The following is a 26162-nucleotide window of genomic DNA, read 5'->3' as shown; positions in this document are numbered from 1 at the left end:
TGAGCTACCTATATTTAGAGGTAATTTTGTTTTTATTTCAAAATTTTTAACGAAATTGCTTGTCTAATAAAATATTCAACTAAAAAAAATAAAAATACTATGTCTGATGATTTTGATTTACTAGAAACGAGTGCTAACAAAAAAACTGAAAAAGTAGATGTAAATTGGGGAAAAGCAATTGACACCATGAAATCTAAATTGGCGCAAGAAGACGATCCAGAATCTCGTCAGAAAATATTGAACGCAACCTTAGATGATGTTGTGCACATGGCAGAAAAAGACAGAAGTACGCTTTTAGATGCTATTAAAGATTTAACAGATTACCAAGATGAAGTTGGTATAATGTTCGAAAAATTTTCGGCCTTAAATCCATCAGAACAAAAAGTGATTGACGATGCTCAAAAAGGATTAGAAAGAGCAAGAATAGAATTAGAAGATGCCCAAAACAAAGCAGATACTTGGTGGAATAATCTTTGGGGAAGAAAATCGAAGATTAAAAAAGAAGAAATAGAATTTGCTGCAGCAGAAAAACTACGTGCAGGTGCAGATAATCAGGCAAAAGCATTGTTTCAGCAACGTATAGAAAGTGCCGATATTCAGACTTTGTTAAGCGAGCTTTCTTACAAATCACAAGCAGCAGTTACACGCCTTAAAAATAGAGAAGTAGAAATTAAAGAAGTAGAGGAGAAGTTAAAAGATGCCATTGTAGAGGCTTCTAAAAACCATACAAAAGCGTTAGCAAAAAAGAAAGAAGTAGAAGGTCAATTAGAAGAACAATATGCGCTGTTAAAACAATCTCGTCAAGAATTAGAAGAAATTGCAGACAAACAATCTACTGCTTATTCAGAAGCTATTGGTAAAATGACTACTATAGAGCAAAAAGTAGAAGAGTTAGAAGGACTTAAAAATGCTTATACAACCTTAGCTGCAAGTAAAGATAGTTTTGTGCACAAGCATAATTTAACTATTAAAGTATTGACTTCTTTACGTTCTAATTTACAAACACACAGAGCAAAATTAAAGTCGGATACTGAAGAAAGATTAAAGTATTACGATGGTTATGTGGTTGCGTTAAAAGCAAGAACAGATCAAGAATTTGCCGCAATTTTAGAGCATTTAGGTGTAAAAACAGATGAGCATATCGGAGAAACTTTAGCATCTATGCATTCTGCAAGTGCTAGAGCACGTCAAGAAATGATGGACAATATTCCGGTGCACGAAAAAGTGATGACTGGTGTTTATAGCTCTTACGCAGAGGCTTTGCATGAAATTAGAGAGAAAGATATCGACATCCAAAAGAACTTTGCAGACCGTTACGGAATAGACATGAAAGAAATTTTCGAAGACTATTACAAAGCAGATGCAACTGTACCAAAAGGTGATGATGCTCCGGCAGCAAAACCAAAAGCAGCTACTTCTAACGATGATTTGTTAAGTTAACGTCATTGCGAGGAAGAATGACGAAGCAATCTGTTTATTGATAAGCAGAATAATGATTTGGGCGTTTCCTTCTTTTGAGAAAAGCAAAAGAAGGTCAGGCTTTCCATTATATCTTTTTTCTGAAAAAGAAAAAAGGATGCCATTTCAATCCTTAACGCAGGCTAGTTTGTTAATTAAATTAAAATTTTAAAAATATAGTAAAAAGTTTACAGAAGTAGTTTACAGTTAGAAACAAACTGAAAACTGTAACTGAATACTGAAAACTAAAATAAGTATGATTACAACACCTTTAGATTCTGCACTTTTAGACTCGAAAGAACAATATGTTTTTTACCATAAAATGGTAGATTTTGTATTAAAAGAACTCATTGTAAGTGTACAACAAGAACAATTATGTACACACCAAGAGTTGTTACTTTTTAAGCAATATTCAGATTTACTTTTATATTCTATCGAAGCCATGCGTATTAAATATATGTACGACGAAGAAGATAATATGAAAGTCGATTTAACAGATTCCGGATTCCCAAATTATTTAGAATTCCGGTTTTTGTACAACGATTTAGAGTTGAAAAACGATTATGTCGATAATTTGAAGGATACAAAGATTCTAAAAGCAGAATTTTTAAATACACTTTTACAGAAAAAACAACCGATCAGAAGATTAGATTTGTTTAAAGCTTCTTCTATTGTTTATTATACATCCGTAGAAAAAAAATACATTTTCAACCGTTTTGTACAAGGTAAAATTACAACAGCAAAGGAAGGAGAAAATTATCAATATATGACTAGTTGGAGTTTCTACGATGTAAGTCATAACCGACCTTTTATATGTTATTTATACTTTGATTACGATGGTAAAATAAACAAAGAAAAAATTTACGAAGTATTAAAAGAAAGTGCCGATAGAGAAATGTCTTTAGATACAATGGCATATAATATTGATCGAAAATTACCGGATATTCAACCAAAGCATCTAAAAAGAATAGATTTAGGACCTTTTCATAATGTCTTTGCAAAAGACGAAAACGAAATTACACACACTATTTTAGGTGGAATTGCTAAGAAAGAAATTCCTTTAGAATCGTATGCTTTATCCTTAAAAATAGATGAGGTTTTTTCTGGCGATACGTTTACAGAAGGAAGTTTTTTCTCGAAGCAAACCATGCAGAAATGGAGTGAAGTTATTCAGCAAAAATACGTTTTAGCACCTCATCGAATAATTCAATTATTGTATAATCAGACACCAAGAACTTTAGATAAATTGGCAAAACCACCGATTGAGTTGGCGAGTTTAAAAATTAAGGTGAAATAGAGTTTGAAAATAAAAACAAGACCAAGACCTCACAGGTTTTTAAAACCTGTGAGGTCTGAAAAATGAAAATTAGAAATAGAAAAATAACCTGGTATAAGAAAAGCAGTGTTTACTGCCAACTGAATACTGCTTACCGAAGACTTAATCATGAATCATAATTCAACTTTTCCAATAAAACAAAATGAACTAGACATGCTCAGAGATGAAGCTTCTGGTTATTTAAAAAGTATTCAATGGGAACAAAGTGACAGAGCAAAGAATAAAGATAAAGACGCAAAAGACGAATCAATTTTATTGTATTTATCAAGAGCTAATTCTGGAAGTAATGTGGAGGTTACTTCAGTTTCTAAAACTATTTTAGCTCTAAAAAAGCGCTTATTACCAGATTCTATAGCAATACCTGTGTATTTGAATCAGACTTTGTATGCAGTGCAAGAAGGACTCACTTTAGGTATTTGGATTAAAGATAATTATTACGATTCATCTGGTTTATCATCTTTACATGAACGAAAATCTGCTTTAGATTCTCAAGGAAAAAGAGAATTTGAAAGTAAGATGCAAACAGCAACAGCTTTTCAATTATTTGCGACTTCTTATAAAATTTTACATGATTTAAAACCACATGCTTCAGATGATTTATCGGTAATGAAGCAAAAGTTTGCAGGTATTCCAGAAGTTTCGCTTTTATCACCTTTAAAAGGAATAGCGTGTTCTTTGTTTTATTTTGATAAATATTTAGGACATCCAGAGATTGTAAAATCGGACAAGGATGTGATTGATTTTACGGTGGTTTTTTACGAGGCTTTAATTGATGAAATTCAACTTAGAAAAAGCAGTTTAGAATACACAGAAACCATTATCGACAGAACGTATAAATTAGAAAATTCTGATTTTGCCGTTTCTGGTTGGGATAATGCATTTTCTGGAACTGCTAAAAGTATAGAGTTCAATAAAATTCAGTTCGAGCAAATTGTAGGGAATAAAGATGCCAAACATTTTGCACGTAGATTAACAGAAAGAATGCTGAGTTACGATTTTGAAGCAAAGAAGAATCCGTTTCAAGAATTAGGAGGTTTTATGCCTGTTTTTATGGGATATGGAATTCCAGGAACAGGAAAAAGTATGTTAATTGCAGCTATTGCAACCCGACTAAAAGAACATTCAGATAATTTAGACATTCCGTTTTTATTTCATCCAATGCCAGACACGTTAATTTCTACTTTTCAAGGAGGATCTGCAGAAAAAATGGTAGAATGGATGAAGCCAATGCAAGACCCAACAAAATTAATTTTTGCGCCGATTGATGATGCAGAAAACAATTTACAAGAAAGAACAACTCAAGGAGTTTCTGCTGGTGTAAAAGAAGTAATCGGTGTTTTCTTACGATACACAGAAGGCGCTTATGCTGTAAATTATGGAAATTCATCTATCGGATTATTTACTAATTTACCAGAAATGTTAGATAAGGCAGTTATTTCTCGTGTACAAGGAAGATTTAAAATTGATGGAGCAAGAACAGAACACGACTTTTTAGACCAAGATTATATTTGGTGGAAGAAATTTGAAAAAACAATGCCCGATTTTGTGAACATGCAAGACCCCTCTAATTATCAATTTTTAAAAGACCAAGGATTGACAAAAAGTATGGGGGAAATTTTGGGTTCTATAGAAAAACCATCTGAAGTAAGGGTTTTAGAAGCTTATGACAGAGCAGAGAAAAACCATAGATCTAATGAGCATTTATTCTTTGCTATTTTGTATAAAGAAATTCAGAAAATATTTCCGTTCTTTTCATCGAGAGATGTACGTAATATTCAATCTGCAATTTCATTGCGATTAACAGATTTTGATTTAGAACAAGATTGGTTCGAAAATCCTGAAATTTATTTCAAACAGAAATATGAAACCAAGTTTAATATGTTGCAAGAATTAATGAAAAGCAATATGAAAGGACTTAATTTTTCTGAAATAAGAAGACAAGAAGTGGTGCGTTATTTAGACAATGTTGCCACCATTGCAGATACAGATTTTAAGAGAAAAGTAGATTCGAGAGTCAACCAAATGAATATCGATTTGCAAGCAAGAAAAACTTTTGAGAATGAGTAACATCAGAATAAAAAATAGTAAAAAGACGTTATTATCAGATAATTATTACACGTTAAACAAATTTAATTTCGATTATCAAATGTCCGACGGAAGTTGGGTACATCAAATGAGAGAAGTCTATGAACGTGGACATGGAGCAGGGATTTTGTTGTACAATACCACCAAAAAAACAGTGGTTTTAATCAAACAATTCAGATTGCCTATTTATTTACATGATAACAAAGATGGGTTTTTAATTGAAATTCCTGCGGGTTTATTAGATTTAGACAATCCTGAACAATGTATCATAAGAGAAACAGAAGAAGAAGTTGGAATCCGTTTAAAATCTGTCATAAAAGTATATGAAGGCTATTCATCACCAGGCGTATTAACAGAAAAAATGCACTTTTTTGTGGGTGAATATACAGACGATATGAAAGTGAGTGAAGGTGGAGGTTTAGAAAGTGAAACCGAAGACATAGAAGTTTTAGAAATTCCGTTTACGGAAGCTGTAAGAATGCTAAATGAAGGAGAAATAGTAGATACAAGAACCATTGTTTTGTTGCAATATGCTATTATTCATAAATTGTTAGGATAATAAAAAGTAAAAAATTAAAATACTCCGTGTATCTCTGTGCTTTCTCAGTGAAACTCTGTGTAACAATTAAAAAATGCAAAAACTAATAAAAGCAAAATTATACAGAAGCGAATCTATTTCTGTTAGCGGAAAACTAGTAGAACGTTATAATAAATGTCTCGTAAAACTAGGTTTTACTGCTACTAAGTTAACTTCATTTACTATAGATGGAGTAGGTTGGAGTCCGGAAATAGCAGAAGAAAAAAAGGAACCTTTTTATTTAAATAATGGAGAATCTAATACGTATGCTATAATTATTACTCCAAAACAAAAAGGATTACCGGTGTATAATCCGTTTAATTCTTTTGATAGAGAATTGATGAAAACGGTGTTTAAAAAGCACGAGAAAACGATTAATGATATTACAAGAGATTCGGCTATTTGTGTAGAGTTTGATCAAAAAATAGATGTTTTTTATGAACCTTTAGATGTTTTAAGGTATAAAGACATTACCATTAAGTTTCATTTAATTGATAACTTAAGTAAAGCCAAGGAAGAACAATTAAAGTTAATAGCTTTATTTAATGCTGACAACAATTTTATTGATGAAGATATTCATAAAAAACTTTTAACATCAGCAAAAAAATATGGTGATTTAAGGGAACGAAATCTTAGTGTCGAAGAAATAACATTTACAACAGACTCTTTTTATACAAAAGCTTTTGGTGGCGTTTATTTATTAAGAGATTTAGTAACTTCTGTGCTTATTTTCGAAAATGAGGCAACGTACAAAGAAGCTATAAAAGATACTACGTATGATGTTTTAATGTATCATATCTCACACACAGAAATGATTGAGAAATTAATCAGTTATAATGTTTTAGAGTTAGATTTAACAGAAGAAACAACTAAGAAAAGACATAAAAGGATTCAGAAATATATGTTTTCATCTTATTTAAAAGATACAGCACATCCCATAAAAGATATTTTGCAAGAACCTATTTTATTTAAAAGCTATTTAAATAAAATTGATATTTCATCAAGAAAAAAAGTAATGGGATTAGAACGCTATTTAGAAAAACAGAAGATTTCAAAAAACACAAATCCGAAAGATATTATTGATGGAGAAATGTATATTGCGCTGCACAAACCGCATTCATCATTAAGACCTAATCATCAAGATTTAATTTGGTATTTATTGGTTAATATTGCGCCAAAAGACGTGTTATTTTTGTATTGGTATGATAAAGAACAGTTTTACGAAGTTTTTAAAACCTTAGAAGATGCTACACAAGATTGGGTAATAGAAACAGTTAAGAGTGGGTTTTAGGTTTGAAGAATGAAGCTTGAAGTGTGAAGAATGAAGAAAGTAGCATGAAGAAGAAAGTGATAATTTAGTATATTTATATAAAGAAAAGGAAATGAGTTTTAAATTTGAAAATTTAATTATTTGGCAAAAATCTATGGATTTAGGCGAAGAAATGAATTTGCTTGTAAAGAATTTTCCGAAAGAAGAAATTTATAATTTGTTTTCTCAATTACGAAGAGCAGCAGATTCTGTGGCTTTGAATACTTCAGAAGGTTCTATTTTACAATCAAATGCTGAATACAGAAAGTTTTTAGGATATTCAATTCGTTCTTTAGCAGAAGTAGTAACTTGCTTGCATAAAGCAATAAGAAGAAATTATCTACCAAAAAAAGATTTTGATAGATATTATAAAAATTGTTTCGATTTAATGAACATGACAATTGCATACAGAAATAAAATAAAATAAAAAATAATAATAATGAGTTGTGTTTTTAAGCATGAGTAAGAAACTTCATTCTTCAAACTTCCAACTTCCAACTTTTTAAAACCATGACATTAGAAATTATCATATTTATCGCAGCAATTTTATTTGGAGTTGTTATTTACTGGAGAGAATCTAGAACTAATAAAATCTATTTGTTTTTCAATAAGTTAATGAATTCAGAAGAATTACAAATGAAAGATACCGATACAAAAGGATTTGTGTTTCAACAAAATTTTGTTTTAAGATTTGTATATATCGCTGTTTTGTTTCTGATCGGAATTTTAATTGTGCAATTTTTAATTCCCATAAATTATGCAACAATTTCATTGTTTGCATCGATGATTGTCGGAACTTTGATAGGAACGTATATTGCAGGAGCCGTTTTTAAATCATCAGAAATTATAGAGGAGCAAACAGATTCTATAGAAGAAAAATTTAATGAAGTTGTAGAGAAAGGAAAAGATTTTATTGAAGATTTTAAAACAAAGGAGGCCAAAGAAGTAGAGGTAACAAAAGAAGCTCCTAAAGTAAACGAGAAAAGTGCAAGAGAACGATTGAAAGATAAAGGATTATTGTAAAGATTCGTCATTACGAGGAGTTTTTACGACGAAGTAATCTATAAATTGGTATTATAAATAAATAGATTGCCACGACTTTTTGTCAAAAATCTCGCAATGACAACAAAAAATTAATTAGAATAAAATAGTAAGTATGAGTAAGAAACTTCCAGCTTCAAACTTCATACTTTAAACGTGTAATTATGATTAAAAATTATTGGAGTAAAGGAGCAAAGCAAAAGAAAAGAGTCATTATCTTTTTTATAATACTATTGGGATTATTGTTCTTTTTTAGAGACGATTATCAACCAGGATTAATATTTGTCAGAAAATTTATTTTCATCATTTTATTATCTTTTGTAGTCTTGTTTTTAGGTTTACGAGGTTTTAGAAAATCTGTGGGTGTCGGAAAAAGAATCGGAATTTTATTTTTCTTATCCATCTTTTTCGGTATTCTATACTATGTAGGTTGGAACATGAAATTCTACGATTATATGAAAACCTACAACGTATTTAACGATTTAAATAAAATTGAAATTAACGATTTACCGCTAACACAAAACGAAAGAATTCAGCCGTTAAGAAACATTTTTTCTATGGCAAACGAGTCTGTTGGCGAAACCAAAGATGTTTCTTTGCCACATTTGGTAAGAGTTGATGGGAAGAACCAATGGACAATGGCCATACAGCCAACAGAAAAGTATTACTGGCAAGGATTAAAAGACAATACAGAAGAAATCTTTTCTGTGTCTAGTACCACACCTTTTCCTCGTTTTTCATCAGAAAACAGAATTCCGGTTACCTTTTCTATCGGAGAATCTTTAAAATTTAGTAGAAATACTTACAATGCCGTAGTGCAGCGTTTTAATCCTTGGATGTTGTTTAATTACGAACCAAGCGATACTTACTACATGAAAAATGATAAAGGCGCTTGGGTAGAAGTGGTTAGTTTAATTAAATGGAAAGGATTCTTTTTTCCATATCCTACTTTTGGTGGCGTAATGGTCATAGACAACGGAGAACACGATATGGCCGATTATTTAGAAAGAATTACCATTGGTAAAGGAACTTATATTTCGCCAGATGAAACCAAAAATTATGCCTATTTAACCAAACAAAACACATTAGCAGAACGCGTATCTCGTTTACAAGCAGAAAGTTTAAAGTTTTTAGCAGGATTTTCGGATCCATTACCTTGGAACATGGAAAGTGCTGTTAAAATTCCAACAGCACCAAAAGATCAAAACGCACAACCTTATGTTACCGATTTCGATTTTTCAGATGCCAAAACGCCAGCTTATAGTGGTTTGTATCACTGGTTTGGTTTAGAGCCTGTGGGTAAAGAAAGAACCAGTTTAAGTTACAGTGTTTTTATTCCGGCAGATGGTACAGACAAGTTGTATTATTATGATCATGCATCAAAAAAACAAGGATATGCAGGGGTTTCTGCAATGCCTTTAAAGGTAAAAGAATCTAAAAAAGAGTACGATTGGAGCTCAAATACTCCCGTAGAATTTAGACCTTATATTAAAAATATTGCAGGTAGAAAACGCATGTTTTTCTTAGGTACGGTTTCTACAATTAGCGACGATAATCCAGAACAATTCGATGGTTCTGCAACACCAGATTTAGCTTTGGTAGATAGTGAATACAGAGACGTAGTTTGGATAAACGCTAAAAAACCAAGTACTTGGAATGAAGAGGTTTACAACCAATTAAATGAAGCGTGGAGAACTAGCGAAGGAAAAAATCTATATTTCGAAAAAGAGAAATCTATTTTAGAGCAGAATAAACAAGTTCTAGATTCTATTAAATTAATTTCTAACCTAGATAAAAATCAGCAAATTTTAGACTCTATTAAGTTAATCTCAGCAAAAGATAAAAAACGATTAGAAATAGAAAAACTTCAAAAGAAAATAGATTCTATAAAGAATAATCAATAGTTTTTGTAGCTATTTCCCGCTTTCATTACTCGCTTTTTTTGTTGAAAAAACAAAAAAGAGCTCAAACATACCATTCAATCGGGGCTAAACATATTTGCCAACTTATATAAAAAATAGACAATGTTTTTTTTATATAAGTTGGCTTTTTTCTGATTCTGAAATACGATTTTTCTGTATTATTTAGGGTTTAAAATACGTAAAACAGTTTTAGAAAATCTTTATATTTGTTATACCAAATGAATTTTAAAATAATTGATGATAAATTTGAATTATTTTTTCTTAATATGAAATAGAAAATCTAATCATAGCCTTAGTTATAGTTCTATTTTATATTAAAATATTAAGGAAAAAGCAACGAATTTAATCGATCATTTTGATGTTTATTTGGTATTATTCCTAATAAATAGACAAATTCTATGATTTTTATTGATAATGAGGGTTGTACAGATCCTAAACTAAACTTAGCATTAGAAGAATATGCGTTAAGAAACTTTGATGCTTCAACAGATTATTTATTGTTTTATATTAATGCACCTTCCATTATTATTGGTCGTAATCAAAATACTTTAGAAGAAATTAACCAAGAATATATCGATAAAAACGATATAAAAGTAGTTCGACGTATTTCTGGAGGAGGAGCTGTCTATCATGATTTAGGAAATTTAAACTTCAGTTTTATTACCAATCACGACGGAAAAAGTATTAGTAATTTTAAAAAGTTTACAGAACCTGTAATTCGTGTTTTAAATGAATTGGGTGTACATGCCGAGTTAAAAGGTAGAAATGATATTCTAGTTGATGAAAAGAAAATTTCTGGAACAGCTCAATTTTCTACAGGAAAACGAATGATTAGTCATGGTACTTTATTGTTCGATACAGATATGAGCGAAGTAGGGAAAGCACTTCAAGTAAAAATGAGTAAAATTCAATCTAAAGGACATAAATCGGTTAGAAGTCGTGTTGCAAATATTAGTAAATTTTTAAAAGAACCTATTACAATGGATCATTTTAAAAAGCAATTACTAACAGGTTTGTATGAAGCTAAAGAAGATTTTGAAATTCATAAATTAACCGAAGCAGAGTGGAAAGCTGTAAAAGAATTAAAAGCAGCAAAATATGATTTGTGGGATTGGAATTTTGGAAACTCACCAAAGTTTAATATACAACGCAATAAACGCTTTCCAATAGGAGAGATAGATGTGCGTATTTTTGTTGAAAAAGGACATATTTCTGACTTTAAAATTTTTGGAGATTTCTTTGGTAGACACCCCGTTGTTAATCTTGAAAACTTGTTAATAGGTGTTCCTTATGATAAAAATGAAATCACTAAGAAGTTACATGAGGTAACTATTTCAGATTATTTTGGGAAATTAGAAAATTCAGAATTTATAGACCTTGTATATGGCAATGATTAATTTTTTTTAAATTAATTGGTTCATAAGTGCTGTAGTTTTATTTAAAAATACTTCCTTGGATTTATTTTCCTTGGAAAATAAAAGTAATTATTGTAATTTTGTCGAGAATTTAAAAACCATTTAAGATGAAGACGACAAAAATTATATATTATATCTCCACAGCATTATTAACATTAATTATGCTTTTTTCTGCCGGAATGTATATTTTTAATCATGAAGCAGTAGCAGGTATGTTCACCAATTTTGGGTATCCAACATATATAATTTACCCTTATGCAGCGGCAAAACTTTTAGGTTTAGTGGCTTTATGGTTTTTATCAAATAAAACGATAAAAGAATGGGCCTATGCAGGTTTTTTCTTCGCATTTATTTTTGCATTTTTTGCGCATGTAATGATAGGAGATGGAGAACAAGGAGCTTCTATTGCAGCTATGGTCTTTTTAATTACGTCTTATATTACGCATAAAAAAATAACCAATGTCAGAAGTTAAAAAGGCCGAAGTAGTTTTAACAAACAAGAATTTTCTTGCGGAAGCAAAAATTAGAAACCACTTTCTTACAATGGATCAATCTGTTGAAGCAGGTGGAGGTGATAGTGGTGCAACTCCTGTAGAATATTTATTAACCGCAATTGGCGGTTGCGTTTCAATGACTTTAAGAACGTATGCAGAAAGAAGAGGTTGGGATATTGGAGAAATAACGGTTAACGTTTCTGAGCTTAAAGATGAAAACGGACCTTATTTAACGGAAGAAATATCCTTTGAAAAAGAAATTACAGAAGAACAAAGAAAAAAATTATTAGTCTTTGCAGGCAAATGTCCTGTTGCAAGAATGATAAAAGGAGAAACGAGAATAGTTAGCCGTATTCAGTAAAAAAATAAAAATATGAAGAAAATATTAGCATTTGCAGGAAGTACAAGTTCTACTTCTATCAATAAAAAATTAGCAACATTTGCTGCAGAAAACTTAGAAAATACTTCTTTTGATGTCATCGATTTAAGAGATTATACATTGCCGATTTTTAGTGAGGATGAAGAAAAAAACGGTTTTTCAGAAGATGCAGTTAAGTTTAGTGCATTGTTAAATAATTACGATGGCTTTATACTTTCTTTGGCAGAACATAATGGAAGTTATACAGCAGCTTTTAAAAATATTTTCGATTGGAGTTCTAGAATCGAAGCAAAAGTATTTAGAGATAAGCCCGTATTATTAATGGCAACTTCACCAGGAGCAAGAGGAGGACAATCTGTATTAGAAACAGCTCTTTCTAGATTTTCGTGGCAAGGTGCAAAAGAATTAATCCCTTTCTCGTTACCTAGTTTTTACGATAATTTTAAAGAAGGTACAATTGTAAATGCCGAATTATTAGCAGGCTTAAAAGAGCAAGTAACTCAATTTGAAAACGCTGTAAATCAATAAAGAATGAAAATAATTTTATACGGAAGAGCAGGACACGCTTATACAGTAGCATTTAAAAATTTTCTAAATTCAACCGATGTTCCTTATATCTATAAAGACATTTCTAAAGATGCAGAAGCAAGAGAACATAGTAAAGAATTGTATGATGGCGTTGCAAAATATCCAACGTTGTTTGTAGACGATAAAGTGTATTTAACACCTACCACAGAAGAGTTTAATAAAATAATGCAAGATTTAAGTTTAAGAGCGTAAGTTTTTATTTTGGAGACAAGAGGCAAGAGACAAGACTTAGGACTAAAAAATGACTTATGACATAAGACTAAATCTATGTTGCTATGTGTTTATTTTTTTAAGTTTTAGAAACAAGAAACAAGAAACAAGAAACAAGAAACAAAGATTTAGACGTAAGACGTATGACTAAAAAAAAGAAGAATAAATGTTGTTATTAAAAGTGCCTTTTTTAATTTTCGAATACTGAATACTGAATACTGAATACTGAATACTGAATACTGAATACTGAATACTGAATACTGAATACTGAATACTGAATACTGAATACTGAATACTGAATACTGAATACTGAATACTGAATACTGAGACATGGGAGACATTTCTAAAGACATAAAATCGAAATTTGAAAGTAATAAGTTAAAGGCTTTAATCAATATTAAATACACTGCAAATTGGTTAAGTAGCAAAGAGAATGAGTTTTTTAAACCTTTCGGAATTTCGCCACAGCAATACAATATTTTAAGAATTTTACGTGGAGCAAAAGATAGAATTAAGGTTCAACTTGTAAAAGAAAGAATGATAGAAAGAGCTCCAAATGCCACCCGTTTAATGGATAAATTATGCGATAAAAATTTAATAGAAAGAGAACGTTGTGACGAAGATAGAAGAGTCGTTTTTGTTAAAATAAGCAAAGAAGGGTTAATCTTATTGTCAAGTATAGATGAGAACAATAACCTGTCATTTTTAGAAAATATTACAGAAGAAGAAGCCGCTGTTTTAAGTAATCTGTTAGATAAAATAAGGTAGAAATATTTGGGCGTTACCCTAAAAAGGGGCGGGCTTTCGGCAGTCGCTATTTTCTGAAAAAGAAAATGAGCTCCAACAAATGCCTCAATCCCTAACGCAAAAGAGAGTCTATAAACGAAAAGAATACCTTATAAACGCAAGTATATTTAGAAGCGTAATTTAAAAATATCATTATGAAAAAAATAATTCACAAATCAGCAACAAGAGGTTTTGCCAATCATGGTTGGCTAAAATCACATCATACTTTTAGTTTTGCTAGTTATCAGAATTTAGAAAGAATGAATTTTGGAATGTTACGTGTTTTAAATGATGATGTTGTACAACCAAAAATGGGCTTTGGAACACACCCGCATAAAAATATGGAAATCATCTCTATTCCAATTTCAGGAGCCTTATCTCACAAAGACAGTATGGAAAACAAACGGTCCATTGAAGTAGGAGAAGTACAGGTAATGAGTGCGGGCACGGGTATTACACACTCAGAATTTAATGACAGTAAAATGGCTGCCGTTAATTTTTTGCAACTTTGGGTTATTCCAGAGACAGAAAATGTAACACCTTATTACAATCAAAAAATGTTTGAGGCTGCAGGACGAAAAAATAAATTTCAAGTATTAGTTTCTCCAAAAAGCAAGCAAATAGAAGGTTCTTTACCTATAAATCAACAAGGTTATATTTCTATGATTGATTTGGACAAAGAATTTAAGACAACCTATGAGTTAAAAAATGGAGCTTATTTTTTCTTAATAGACGGAGAAGTTTCAATAGACAATGAACTTCTAGAAAAAAGAGATGCGATTGGGATAACTGGTACAAACCAAGTTTCTATAACAGCTACGAAACAAAGTAAATTATTGGTTATTGATGTTCCTATGTCTTAAAGCAAACTTAATGATAAGTTTAGAAGTCAGTATTTAAGTTCATCTCTTTAACATCTACAAATATGGTATTATTATGAATATATTTAAAGATTAAAACCTTTTAGAGTTTGCTAATCGATTTAAAATGGATGAAGATGGTAAGAAATATTGTGCAGATATTAAAAAGAAAGATGGTTTTAAAAGAGTAAAATAAAGTCATAATTAGGCTCAAATAAAAAAGATTTTTCACATACTTGTAATATTTTTTCTCATCAGAAATTATTAATGTCAAACACACTTTTTTAAATCAATATAAAATAAATATGGCAAAAAGAATGTTGATGGATACAGATATTGGTCTGTAAGATAAATTTGCTTTGTTTGTGTTTATGAATCTATTCTTTTTTTGACAGATAGTAAAAAAAAAAGACAAATAATAGACCTTCGTTTTCTAAAACAAAAACACGTAATAAGTAAATAATTATTATAAAGATAATACGGTGTTAAAAAGTTAGTGTGTATAAACTAGGTATTACTTTTTCTAATAATTTACTTTTTATAAAAAAAATATTATACCTTCAATTCCGTTAAAAATTAATGACAATTTATGATTAAAACAATTGATTTTCTTAATTACTTACCTTTAAAAAAAGTGCTTTTAAACCTTTTTTTATTATTGATTTTTTGGTCGCCTAATTTAATTTCTCAGAATTTAGGTGCAGGAGAAGCTTTTAATAAAGGTCTAGAAATGAGGTTTCAGAATCCAGATAGTTCAATTGCTTTATTTAAGTACAGTTATAAAAAATATATTAAATTAAAAGATACCGTTAATGCTACCTATAGTTTATTAGAAAAAGCATATGTTTTTGAAAATACAGCAAAATATGCAAGTTCTTATGATGCTTTATGGACAGCTTTAATTTTGAATGATAAAAGGGAAGACGATAAACTAAAGTCTATAATTTATATTCGATTAGGTAGAATATATAGTTATAATAAGCGAGAGAAAAATGCTTTTAAGTACTTAAAAAAATCTTTAGATTTACAAAAGAGAAGAGTAAATAAACTACAACTTAAAAAAGGGGAATTAGTACCTTATTATTATGCTTTAGTAAAAACAAATAGAGAGCTAGAACACACAAAATTGGCGAGTACTTATCTAGATAGTTGCTATATGTTTTTCTCTAAAGAAACCAAAATTTTACCTTTGACGCACTTAGAATATAGAGGTAAGGCATATTTAGATTTTGAAAAAGCAATTTTATTAAGTCAAAAAAATAAGAACAAAGAAGCGATTAAAATTATGGATGATATTTATCCATGGTTTTTAAAAAATCAACCAACATATCTTGTTTTATTTTACACCTATTTAGGAGATATGAATCTTGCTTTGTTAAATGTTAAAAAGAGTGAAGAGTTTTATAGAAAAGCGATTAAAGTTTCTAATGATAATAAGAGTCATGTAGATTTTACTCCTTTAATTTATGAAAAACTTACAAAGCTTTACTTGCAAAAAAAGGACTATAAAAATGCATTTGAAAGTTTAAATATGGCAAAAAAATTAGATGCCTTATTTTTTGATGGAAGAAGTTCTATAAATCAATCTTTATTAGAAATTAAAGACAATTATCGTTTAAAAAAAGAAAAGCAAAAAAAGTTAATACAAGAGCAACGTTTAAAGCAGCTTAAACAAGAAGATAAAATTATTAGACTTCAAAGAATTATACTAATAGGGTCTATTATATTTTTACTTTTTTTAGGCTATTTCTTTTTTAAATATTTAAGAGAAAAACATAGTATCGAAAAAGAGTTGATAAGAAAAACAAAAGAATTAGAAATTGAAAAGACAAAAGAACTTTTAGCATTAAAAAATAAAGAGCTAGCGGCTTCTGCCTTACAGTTAATAGAAAAAGACGAATTTTTAAAAGAATTAAAAACTAGAATAAGAGAAGGTGGAGATAAAGTTAAAGTGCATGAAATAAATAAAGTTTTACGAACTGTTTCTGTGAATAATAATAAAAATTGGGAAGAGTTTAAAATGCGTTTTATAGATGTAAATAAAGAGTTTTACGATATTATTTTCAAGAAGTTTCCAAAACTAAGTCAAGGAGATCAAAAGATATGTGCCTTAATTAAATTAAATTTTTCTAGTAAAGATATGGCTCGTTTGCTTGGTATTTCTGTAGAATCGGTACATACCGTTAGGCATAGGATTCGTAAAAAAATGAGTCTCGAAAGAAATGTTAACTTAGAAGATTATATCAATTCGTTGTAGTTTATTGACACTATCCTAAAATCTGTGTAAGTTAAAAAACTCAGGGTTAAATTATTTATAGTTTAATCCTGTTTTCAAATATAGCTAAAAATTGATTAAGTATAACTCCCCAATTTCTAATTGGCATTGTCCACTTTTTAGTACTTTCTCTCAGTGCTAAAAAAACAGATTTCATGACAGCTTCATCGGTTGGGAACGAGAGTTTGTTTTTAGTATATTTTCTAATTTTCCCGTTGAGATTTTCTATAAGATTTGTGGTATAAATTATAGTTCTTATTTCTATAGGGAAATCAAAGAAAACGGTAAGTTCATCCCAGTTATTTTCCCAACTTTTAATCGCATAAGAATATTTAGAATCCCATTTATCTTTAAAATCTTTTAAGGATGCCTTTGCTGCTTCTTTTGTCGGTGCAGTATAGATTTGTTTCATGTCTCTGGTAAACTCTTTTTTATCTTTCCAAACAACGTAACGACAGGAGTTTCTAATCTGATGCACCACACATATTTGAGTAACAGAATTAGGGAAAACAGTTTTAATTGTATCTGTAAATCCATTTAAATTATCGGTTGCTGTGATTAAGATATCTTGTGTTCCTCTAGCTCTAATGTCGGTTAAAACACTCATCCAAAAAGCGGAAGATTCATTTTTACCTAACCATAAACCAAGTACTTCTTTTTTTCCATCAGTTCTCAAACCTACCGCGATGTAAATGGTTTTGTTGATGACTTTAGAGTTTTCTCTAACTTTAAAAACGATTCCATCCATCCAAACTATAAGATAGGTTGCTTCTAAAGGTCTATTTTTCCAAGCTATAATATCATTGGTGATACTATCGGTAATTCTTGATATAGTGCTTGTGGAGATATTAAAATCGTAGAGTTCTCGTATTTGTTCTTCTATATCGCTATTACTCATCCCTTTTGCATAAAGGGAAATTATAATGTTTTCTATACCTTCTGTGGTACTTTCTCTTTTCTTAACAATCATTGGGTTAAAAGAACTTTCACGGTCTCTTGGAACGTTTATTTCTGTCTCCCCTAAAGTTGTTTTTAGTTTCTTTTTGGTATACCCATTTCGAAGATTAGTTGATTTACTTTTTTGATGCTTTCCATAGTCTAAATGAGCATCTAACTCTCCTTCAAGTATTTTTTCTATGCCTCGCTTATGAAGCTGTTCTAAAAAATTAGTAAGTTCTGATCCGCTTTTAAATTGCTTTAAAAAATCTTCGTTTAAAATGTCTTCTGGTTTCATAAATATGTAAAATTTAAAATTAATAAAAAAATCTCAGGTTAATTAATTAACCTGAGATTTTAAAACTTACACACTTTATGAGACAGTGCCAGTTTATTTAAAGAATTAACTAAAAAAGGTAATTTAAATTACCTTTTTTAGTGTGTTATTAATACTGTAATATATGCTATTTTAAATATGGTTGTACTTTTTATTTTTTAGAATCACTCTTTATAGCATATAAATTATGCGTGCTATTATTGTTTATTACTAGTAATTTTTTTCCTTTTTTAGTTTTTAGAATTAACATATTTCTTACATCTTTATCCGCAAATAAACCTGTAGAAATATTAGGTACGTATTTATAGGTCTCTTTTTTATCGCCTAGTAATAAAACACCTGTTCCTGCATCTGCTCTGGTAGTTTCTACTTCAGACATGTAATTATTTCCTGCTAGAATTAAGTCATTAATATTGTCTCCATTTACATCTTCAGAAATAATACTATTTATAAGAGATTTTTGAACATGATTAGAAAATGGCTCAAATTTAAATTTACCTGTTCCATCATTTTTAAAAATACCAGATTTAAATTGATTTACCTGATAGTGTAAAGCACTTTTAATTCGTGAGCCTAAAATTCCTTCTAAATCACTATTGGCAAATTCATTGTAAGATTTTATTTTATTTTTTAAATGCGGTAATTGTTGTGCTGTACATCCTTTACCACGAACAGGAACTTGTTTGTTATTATAGTATTTTGCTAAAAAAATATCTTGAACACCATTAAAATCAAAATCGTTTGTATAAATATGAAATGGTTTTTCTTTAGATGCATGAAACTTATAGTTTGTACCTAAATTCCCTGCAATAATGTCTTTATTTCCATCATTATCAACATCAGAAACTAAAATTTTATTCCACCAACCTTTGGCATCTTTTAATGCTGGATACTCGTTGCTTTTTATAAGTTTGCCATTTTTATTGATGAAAACTTCAATGCCCATCCATTCTCCAGTAACAATTAAGTCCACTTGATTATCATTATTTATATCTGTCCAAACGGCATCTGTAACCATACCAATAAACTCTAAATCTGGTGCGAGACTTGACGTTTCAATAGAAAATTTACCATCATTATTTACCAAAAGAAAACTTTTTGGAGCAAACGGATATTTTTCAGGAATTACTCTTCCTCCAACAAAAAGATCTTGGTCACCATCATTGTCATAATCATTAGCGATAACAATAGAACCTGCGGAAATCATGTCTGGTAAGGCTGTTGTAGATTTGCTGAATTTTCCTTTTCCGTTATTAATATATAATCTATCTAATAACATTTTTGGCAAACGAGCAAATTCATAACTACCACTTACTACATATAAATCTAGGTCTCCATCACCGTCTGCATCAAAAAATGTAGCACCAACATCTTCTTGGTTTTGATCTTTAATAAAATCAGGAATATTAGCAGTTTTAAAGCTTCCGTTTGCGGTACTTAATAATAATTTCCCTGCTTGTTTTCTTCCTCCACCAATAAAAACATCATCAAAACCATCATTATTAATATCCACTTTAGCTACAGCTGGTCCTGTTTGAGATAATTTGTGTGGTAATAATACTTGCTTGTGATAATCATTAAAATAAGGATCGTTGTGAGCATACTTAAATTTTTCTTCTGAAAATAAAGTAGGTGATTTTGTTTCTTTTGATTCGACAGTATTTGTAGCGTTTGAATACTCTAAAATAATAGCTGTATTTATAGTAGGGTTCTGTATTTCTTGGCGTTTACCATCTTGCCAAACTACTTCTGCTTTTTTAATTTTAGTATCTTTCTGTACACCAAAATGTAATTTATTAGAAACGGCAGATAAAAAACCACGGGTATTAATTAGTTGCCTAGTTTGTATAGCTCCATCATTCATATATAAATTAACAATTGTACCAACTCCAAATTTATTATTGTTTGGCCCTTTGATAGAAAATTGTAAAAAGTTACCACTTTCTATTTCACGAGCATTGTTTTTTAAGATAGTTGCAGGTTCGTTAATATTGTTTATAATAAGGTCTAAATCACCATCATTGTCTAAATCTGCGTATGCAGCTCCATTAGAAAAAGTTGGTTTTCCGTTACTCCATTCTTCAGATGTGTTTTTAAAGGTGAGGTCTCTATTATTTTTGAAGAAATAGTTGGTTAGTTTTTGTTGTGGCAGCATTTTAGCATATTCAAAGAAATCTTCTTTGGTAGGTTTTCTTCCTTTAGCTCGTAAAGCAGCTAAAATTTTATTGTTAGAATCTCTATCAATTACATCTCTAAAAACGCCATTTGTTACAAAAATATCATTGTGGCCATCTAAATCGAAATCAGCTGATAATAAAGACCAACTCCAATCGGTATCTCCAATTCCTGCCATTTTGCTGATTTCACTAAATGTACCATTGCCATTATTAACCTGTAACATATTGTGCATGTATTGGTAATGATATCCAGACTTTGTCATAGATTCAAAATTTTCAATAGAAGTCATACCCATTGTAGTTTTAGAACGAATATAATCTTCCGGATTCATGTCTAAAGTCATTAAATCTAAAAGACCATCGTTATTAATATCCGCTATATCTCCGCCCATGGTATTAAAAGCCATGTGCTTCATTACTTTGTCTCTACCTTCAGAAAAGGTGCCGTTTCCATTGTTTAGATATACGTAATCTGGTATGTTAAAATCGTTATTCACATAAATATCTAAAAAACCATCATTATTTAAATCGGCAACTTGCGGGTTTAAACCAAACCCAGTTTCTGGTAAGATTCCAGATTTTATAGAAACATCGGTAAAATGACCAGTACCATCATTATTATATAAACGATCGCTTCCTTTTAGAGCGATGGTTTTTGGATCTTTTTGTAAAGCTAAAAGATCTATAACATCTGTTTGACTTCTATTAATAATATCTCCTGCATTAGAAACAAAAACATCTAAATCGTTGTCATTATCATAATCAAAGAAGATGGCATTTATGGTTCTGTTTTCATCATCTAAACCCAATTCTTTTGCTTTCTCTGTAAAGGTTAAATCGCCATTATTAATATATAACATGTTTGCAAATTGATGGTTTTCATCAATCCAACCACCTCTAGATAGATAGATGTCTAGATAACCGTCATTATTAACATCAGCTATAGTTACACCAGTATCAAATCCTGTTCTTTTAATAATTCCGGCTTTTTTTGAAATGTCTTCAAATTTAAAATCGCCTTTATTTATATATAATTTATTGTCTGATGTATTTGACGAAAAGAAAATATCTACTAATCCGTCGTTATTAAAATCTGCTGTAGCAACACCAGCACCTATATACATGTAGTTGTATTGAAAATAATTGGCATCTGGACTCTCTATTAATGAGTTTTGAAAATCGATTCCAGAATCTTTGGATAATACTTCTGTAAATAGTTTTTTTTCTATTTTTTCTGACGTCGTTTTTTTTTGTTTTTCTTCACAAGAAATCAATAAAAAGAGTATTGATATAAATAAAGATTTAACTAAAATAGAGTTGTTTGATAAATGAATTTTTGACATTGTTTTTCAGTATAATTAGTACAATATAAAATTACGTAAAAACTCTTATTATTAAAGATGAAAATAGATGAATAAAAGTTTTTTACATTAAAAACGGTAAGACATAAAGTGTATCTTACCGTTTAACTCTAGAATTATTTTAAATTTAATTTCCTAAATTTGGATTCAATTCAATCTCAATTTGAGGAATTGGAGCGTAATAATTATCCGAAGATAATGAACCTAATACAGGGTTTGCTATTGGAATATTTGTATCTAATGGAGTACGGGCTTCATCACTTAATGCTTCCGCAACTTTTTCCATTCTTACTAAATCATTATAGCGTAAAAATTCTCCTGCAAATTCCCATTTTCTTTCTGTAAAGGCTAATTCGGCTAAATCACCCGAAGTAATATCTACACTTGGGTCTGGTGTATTAAATGGATTTCCGGCAGCTCTTCTTCGTATTTTATTTAAAGCTTCCCAGGCGTCTGTGCTATTTGTTCCAGCTCTTCCAGATGCTTCAGCGTAGTTTAATAAAACTTCAGCATAACGCATATAAAAATCGTTTCTATCTGTAGACCATTGACTTGGAAGGTCTCCAATAGGGCCAACAACTTTTGTAAATATAGGTTGCACTTGGTCTTTAAAGTTTTTCCAATCTAAATCTGTTCTGTAAGTAGCTTCTTTTCTTGGACCTTCTGGGAAATCTTCAAAGAAACGAACTTCAGCAAAAACTTCATTCCAACCACCTTGTACATCAGAAGGGTATCCTAAAATACCATATTTTCTATTACCCAAGCCAGCAGGATTATTGTAGGCTATTGTCCATACAGATTCTTCGTTAAATCTATTTTCAACTTCCCATAAATCATTTAAATCACTTAATAATTCAAAACCATGCGCAGCGTGATTGTCTATTACTTTTTTAGAAATATTAGCGGCATCTGTATATTTAGAGTTGTCTTTTACAGGGAAACCAGCCCAATTCATATATAAACGAGATAACATTGCTTCTGCACTTCCTTTGTTAGGACGCGGTGCTCCTGGTAATACATCAGGATAAATAACAGGAAGTAAACTTTCTGCTAGTAATAAATCAGCTTCAATTTGTTCGTAAACCTCTATTTGTGTTGCTAATTTTATATCAAAATCTGGAGTAGAGCTTAAAGGTAAAGGGATTCTACCGTGAATTCTAGACATGTGTAAGAAAAGTGTTCCTCTTAAAAAATGAGATTCTCCTAAAAGAGTATTGTAACCATCTTTATCTGCAACTTCTAATCCTTGAGCACTTTCTATAACCGCATTTACTGCACGAATCATAGAATAAACATCTTTCCAGTTACTTAATGACCTTGGATTGTCTCCAGCAACATTCATTTGATCATATTCTCTAAATGGTGCTTTATTTAAAGCTTTGTGTGTGGTAATATCATCTCCAGCCCAACCAAAAACATTAAAGGTAGTCCATTGTGCTGCAGTACGTAATTTTCCATAAACACCTGTTACACCTAGATTAAAATCTTCTAAGGATGAAAATTGCCCCGGAGCTAATTGCGATTTAGTAGGATTTTCATCTAAGTTAACACAGTTTTGTAACGAAACGGCAATCACTAATAATATTATAGTGATGCTGCTACTGCTTAAATATTTTATAAATTTATTTTTTGTATACATAGTTTTATCAGTTTTTATTTATTAAAAGTTCAATTTAAAACCTAATGAAAAAGTTCTAGGATTTGGATACGCTCCGGCATCAATACCAGCGGCTACATCTCCATTACCTCTAGATTCTGGATCTGCAGCAGCAGAAGTAAGTTCTGGATCATAACCTTGGTAATCTGTAATTAAAAATAAATTTTGACCACTAGCATATAATCTCAAAGAATCAAAATAGCTGCTATCACTTACTGTATATCCTATAGCTAAGTTTTGTAATCTAATAAAACTTCCGTCTTCTACAAACCTAGTAGAACCAATAATAGTTTGTCCACCGGCAGGAATATCTGTTTCGTTTGTTGGTGTCCATTGATTTAATTGATCTGGAGATAAAAAACTTTTTGCAGGACCATTAATAGTACCACGCATTGTATTATAAACATCAAAACCATGAACTCCTTGTACCAATACATTTACATCCCATTTCTTATAGGTGAATGTATTACTGAAACCCCAAAATGTTGTAGGAGTTCCATTACCTATTGCTTGGTAAAGAATCTCTCCATTATCATCTCTTAAATATTTTGGATCTCCAGGAGCTCTACCATATACTGCAGCTTCGGTTGTTTCTGCTGTTTTCCATGTACCTAAAAAAGTAGCCCCTAAAAATTGACCTAGTGGTTCTCCTTTTTCAATGATATTCCAATAAGATTGTGTACCGTCTGTTGCTTCAAAAGAACCTTGTAAAGAATTTACACCTCCTAAATCAACAACTTTGTTTTTAACAAATGAGAAATTAAAATTAGAGTCCCAATTAAAATTATCAGTTCTAATAACACTACCTCCTAAAGAGAGGTCTACACCATAGTTTTCAACTTCTCCAATATTCTGAGTTATGACACCACCACCGTTTGTACCAGGTACAGGAACATCTAATAAAAGATCTGTAGTGTTTTTTTTGTAAGCATCAAGTGTTAAGTTTGCTCTTCCATTTAAAAAAGCAAAATCTAATCCGATATTGGTTTGTGTCGTAGTTTCCCAAGTTAAATCTTCATTTCCATAACCAGCTGGTATCGCTCCAGGTTGTGGTGTTCCTCCTGTAAAAGGATAAGAAGCATTGGTTCCGCCAATTTGAGAACTAGGATATGTTACATATGGAGTTACGTTTTGGTTACCTACTTGTCCCCAACCACCTCTAATAGCAAAATCAGTAAGAAACTCATTATTGCTAATAAAGTTCATTTTTTTGAAGCTATATTTTAAAGCAACAGAAGGAAAATACCCCGTATTTTGATTACTTCTAAATCTAGAAGATTGATCCATTCTTACTGTGGCAGTTACAAATAAATTCTCATCGTACACATAGGCAGCTCTAGCCATAAGAGATTGGATGCTAGACTTATTATATGCATTTGTAGCGCTAAAAGCACTACCTAATTCTGCTAGATAATAGTTTCCTGAAATAATATAGTCTTTAGATGAATACCCATTTTGACTGTATTCGTTTTGAGAAAACTCGAATAATCCAGTAGCAGAAATATTGTGCTTGCCGTAAGTATTTGCCCAATTTACAACATTACTAACTTGATAGCTATTCGTTTTTGTACCATTGTAAGTTGCATCTGGTAAAGTGGTACTAACAACATAATTTTGTTGCGTAGTGTTTATGGAATTAGTACCTACTACTAGTGAATAAGTTAATTTGTCTGTAATGCTGTATGATGCATTAAAATTAAGGTCAACTCTTTCTTTAACATTCTGTAAATTTGATTCTTTCATGTCTGCTATAGGGTTGTATGTTCCACTAGCCACACCGTATAAAGAGTATAGGTTGTATTCTCCATTATCATTATAAATTGGTGTTGTTGGGTCCCAAGTAGTTGCTTGAAATATCTTACGTCCTTCAAATAAATTAAATTGATCTAAATTGTTTTTAGTTTTTGCTCTTAATAAAGATACATTTAAACCAATTTTTAGTTTATCATTAATTTGTGCGTTTACATTAGAACGAAGAGAATATTTTTCATAGGCAGTTTCTATTGCCATACCTTCTTGGTTTACATAGTTTCCAGAAAGGAAATAATTAATTTTACCATCTTCAGAACCTCCGCTAGCAGAGAGTTGAACGTTTTGAGTAAACCCTTGTTGACCCAATAATTCTTTTTGATAATTTGTGCCACCATTTGCTTCAAAATCTGCTATTTGCTGATCTGTGTATATAGCAGGAGAATTTACTCTAGCTCTACTAGCGTTTTCTATTCTTGCAAAATCTGCAGCTCCTAGAGTAGGTAAATATTTAGGAACATTATCAAAAGAAACAAAATAATCTACATTTATTTTCCCCTTTCCTTTTCCTTTTTTGGTAGTAACTAAAATAACACCATTAGATCCTCTAGAACCATAAATAGCCGTTGCAGAAGCATCTTTTAATACATCCATAGATGAAATATCATTAGGGTTAATAGTACTTAAATCACCACCAATAACACCGTCAATTACAATTAAAGGACTATTGTTACCCGTAATTGAGTTAACACCTCTAATACGTACTTTAATTTCACCTCCAGGTTGCCCAGAACTTCTTGTAACTTTTACCCCAGAAGCTCTACCTTGTAAGGCATCTTCTACACGGGTAACAGGTTGTTTTTCGAATGACTTAGCTGTTACTTGAGAAACAGAACCAACTACATCACTTTTTCTAGCCGTTCCATATCCAATTACTACAATTTCGTCTAATTGACTTGCGTCTTCAGACAGTTTTACATTAATAGTTGTTTGTGTTCCAATAGTAATACTCTGTGGAGCATATCCTAAATATGAAAAAATTATAATGTCTCCGCTAGAAGCTAAAATGGTGTATTTACCATCAAAATCTGTAGTAGTACCAGAATTAGATCCTTTTTTAAGAATGCTGACACCGGGAAGTGGGATGTTGTTTTGGTCATTTACAATCCCAGTAATTGTTTTTTGGGAGTATGAATTTTGCATACTTACT

20 protein-coding genes are annotated in these 26162 nt (G+C 30.7%); 16 read left to right on the top strand and 4 right to left on the bottom strand.

Translation table 11 applies throughout. The features are described from left to right. Positions 1 to 99 precede the first annotated feature (99 nt). From JOP69_RS06595 to JOP69_RS06520, 16 genes are all read left to right on the top strand, one after another. Positions 100 to 1440, top strand: a complete 1341-nt coding sequence (locus tag JOP69_RS06595; protein WP_203394628.1) for a microtubule-binding protein — start codon at positions 100 to 102, stop codon at positions 1438 to 1440. Positions 1441 to 1714: 274 nt separating this feature from the next. Further along, positions 1715 to 2755 carry a hypothetical protein gene (locus JOP69_RS06590; RefSeq protein ID WP_203394629.1) on the top strand — a complete coding sequence of 347 codons (1041 nt, stop codon included), beginning with the start codon at positions 1715 to 1717 and terminating at the stop codon, positions 2753 to 2755. A 147-nt stretch (positions 2756 to 2902) separates the two neighbouring features. Continuing rightward, positions 2903 to 4861, top strand: a complete 1959-nt coding sequence (locus JOP69_RS06585; RefSeq protein ID WP_203394630.1) for an AAA family ATPase — start codon at positions 2903 to 2905, stop codon at positions 4859 to 4861. After that, positions 4854 to 5438, top strand: coding sequence for an NUDIX domain-containing protein (locus tag JOP69_RS06580; RefSeq protein WP_203394631.1), 585 nt, complete (start codon positions 4854 to 4856; stop codon positions 5436 to 5438). Before JOP69_RS06585 ends, JOP69_RS06580 begins: the two co-directional genes overlap by 8 nt. A gap of 73 nt (positions 5439 to 5511) precedes the next feature. Further along, positions 5512 to 6747: a DUF6638 family protein gene (locus tag JOP69_RS06575; protein WP_203394632.1), complete on the top strand. Its 1236-nt coding sequence runs from the start codon at positions 5512 to 5514 to the stop codon at positions 6745 to 6747. 91 nt (positions 6748 to 6838) lie between these two features. Next, positions 6839 to 7192, top strand: a complete 354-nt coding sequence (locus tag JOP69_RS06570; protein WP_203394633.1) for a four helix bundle protein — start codon at positions 6839 to 6841, stop codon at positions 7190 to 7192. A gap of 83 nt (positions 7193 to 7275) precedes the next feature. Beyond that, positions 7276 to 7788, top strand: a complete 513-nt coding sequence (locus tag JOP69_RS06565; RefSeq protein ID WP_203394634.1) for a hypothetical protein — start codon at positions 7276 to 7278, stop codon at positions 7786 to 7788. A gap of 182 nt (positions 7789 to 7970) precedes the next feature. Next, entirely contained in the window at positions 7971 to 9710 is a 1740-nt protein-coding gene (locus tag JOP69_RS06560; protein WP_203394635.1) for a hypothetical protein, read from the top strand. A gap of 416 nt (positions 9711 to 10126) precedes the next feature. Further along, positions 10127 to 11125 carry a lipoate--protein ligase gene (locus tag JOP69_RS06555; protein WP_203394636.1) on the top strand — a complete coding sequence of 333 codons (999 nt, stop codon included), beginning with the start codon at positions 10127 to 10129 and terminating at the stop codon, positions 11123 to 11125. A gap of 125 nt (positions 11126 to 11250) precedes the next feature. Further along, the gene (locus JOP69_RS06550; RefSeq protein WP_203394637.1) at positions 11251 to 11616 is read left to right on the top strand and encodes a DoxX family protein; all 366 of its coding nucleotides are present in this window, start codon (positions 11251 to 11253) and stop codon (positions 11614 to 11616) included. Then, the gene (locus JOP69_RS06545; RefSeq protein ID WP_203394638.1) at positions 11603 to 11998 is read left to right on the top strand and encodes an OsmC family protein; all 396 of its coding nucleotides are present in this window, start codon (positions 11603 to 11605) and stop codon (positions 11996 to 11998) included. The genes JOP69_RS06550 and JOP69_RS06545 overlap by 14 nt, the downstream gene beginning before the upstream one ends. A gap of 12 nt (positions 11999 to 12010) precedes the next feature. Beyond that, positions 12011 to 12544, top strand: a complete 534-nt coding sequence (locus JOP69_RS06540; RefSeq protein ID WP_203394639.1) for an NADPH-dependent FMN reductase — start codon at positions 12011 to 12013, stop codon at positions 12542 to 12544. 3 nt (positions 12545 to 12547) lie between these two features. Next, positions 12548 to 12796, top strand: coding sequence for a glutaredoxin domain-containing protein (locus JOP69_RS06535; RefSeq protein WP_203394640.1), 249 nt, complete (start codon positions 12548 to 12550; stop codon positions 12794 to 12796). Positions 12797 to 13144: 348 nt separating this feature from the next. Continuing rightward, positions 13145 to 13582, top strand: coding sequence for a MarR family winged helix-turn-helix transcriptional regulator (locus tag JOP69_RS06530; protein WP_203394641.1), 438 nt, complete (start codon positions 13145 to 13147; stop codon positions 13580 to 13582). Positions 13583 to 13755: 173 nt separating this feature from the next. Continuing rightward, positions 13756 to 14463 (top strand): pirin family protein, encoded by a 708-nt coding sequence (locus JOP69_RS06525; RefSeq protein ID WP_203394642.1) that lies wholly within the window; start codon positions 13756 to 13758, stop codon positions 14461 to 14463. Between the two features lie 586 nt (positions 14464 to 15049). After that, positions 15050 to 16717 (top strand): hypothetical protein, encoded by a 1668-nt coding sequence (locus tag JOP69_RS06520; protein WP_203394643.1) that lies wholly within the window; start codon positions 15050 to 15052, stop codon positions 16715 to 16717. A gap of 55 nt (positions 16718 to 16772) precedes the next feature. On the opposite strand, the gene JOP69_RS06515 is transcribed toward JOP69_RS06520, so the two are convergent. The 4 genes from JOP69_RS06515 to JOP69_RS06500 all read right to left on the bottom strand — a co-directional run bounded on the left by JOP69_RS06515 (position 16773) and on the right by JOP69_RS06500 (position 26155). Continuing rightward, positions 16773 to 17969, bottom strand: coding sequence for an IS256 family transposase (locus JOP69_RS06515; protein WP_215602636.1), 1197 nt, complete (start codon positions 17967 to 17969; stop codon positions 16773 to 16775). Positions 17970 to 18159: 190 nt separating this feature from the next. Then, positions 18160 to 21528 carry a VCBS repeat-containing protein gene (locus JOP69_RS06510; protein ID WP_203395002.1) on the bottom strand — a complete coding sequence of 1123 codons (3369 nt, stop codon included), beginning with the start codon at positions 21526 to 21528 and terminating at the stop codon, positions 18160 to 18162. A 145-nt stretch (positions 21529 to 21673) separates the two neighbouring features. Further along, the gene (locus JOP69_RS06505; RefSeq protein ID WP_203395003.1) at positions 21674 to 23185 is read right to left on the bottom strand and encodes a RagB/SusD family nutrient uptake outer membrane protein; all 1512 of its coding nucleotides are present in this window, start codon (positions 23183 to 23185) and stop codon (positions 21674 to 21676) included. A gap of 21 nt (positions 23186 to 23206) precedes the next feature. Next, entirely contained in the window at positions 23207 to 26155 is a 2949-nt protein-coding gene (locus JOP69_RS06500) for a TonB-dependent receptor (protein ID WP_203395004.1), read from the bottom strand. Positions 26156 to 26162 lie beyond the last annotated feature (7 nt).

The organism is Polaribacter sp. Q13 (assembly GCF_016858305.2).
Classification (GTDB): domain Bacteria; phylum Bacteroidota; class Bacteroidia; order Flavobacteriales; family Flavobacteriaceae; genus Polaribacter.
Note: the sequence above shows the minus strand (reverse complement) of the source record. Positions and strands in the feature narration are given on the sequence as shown.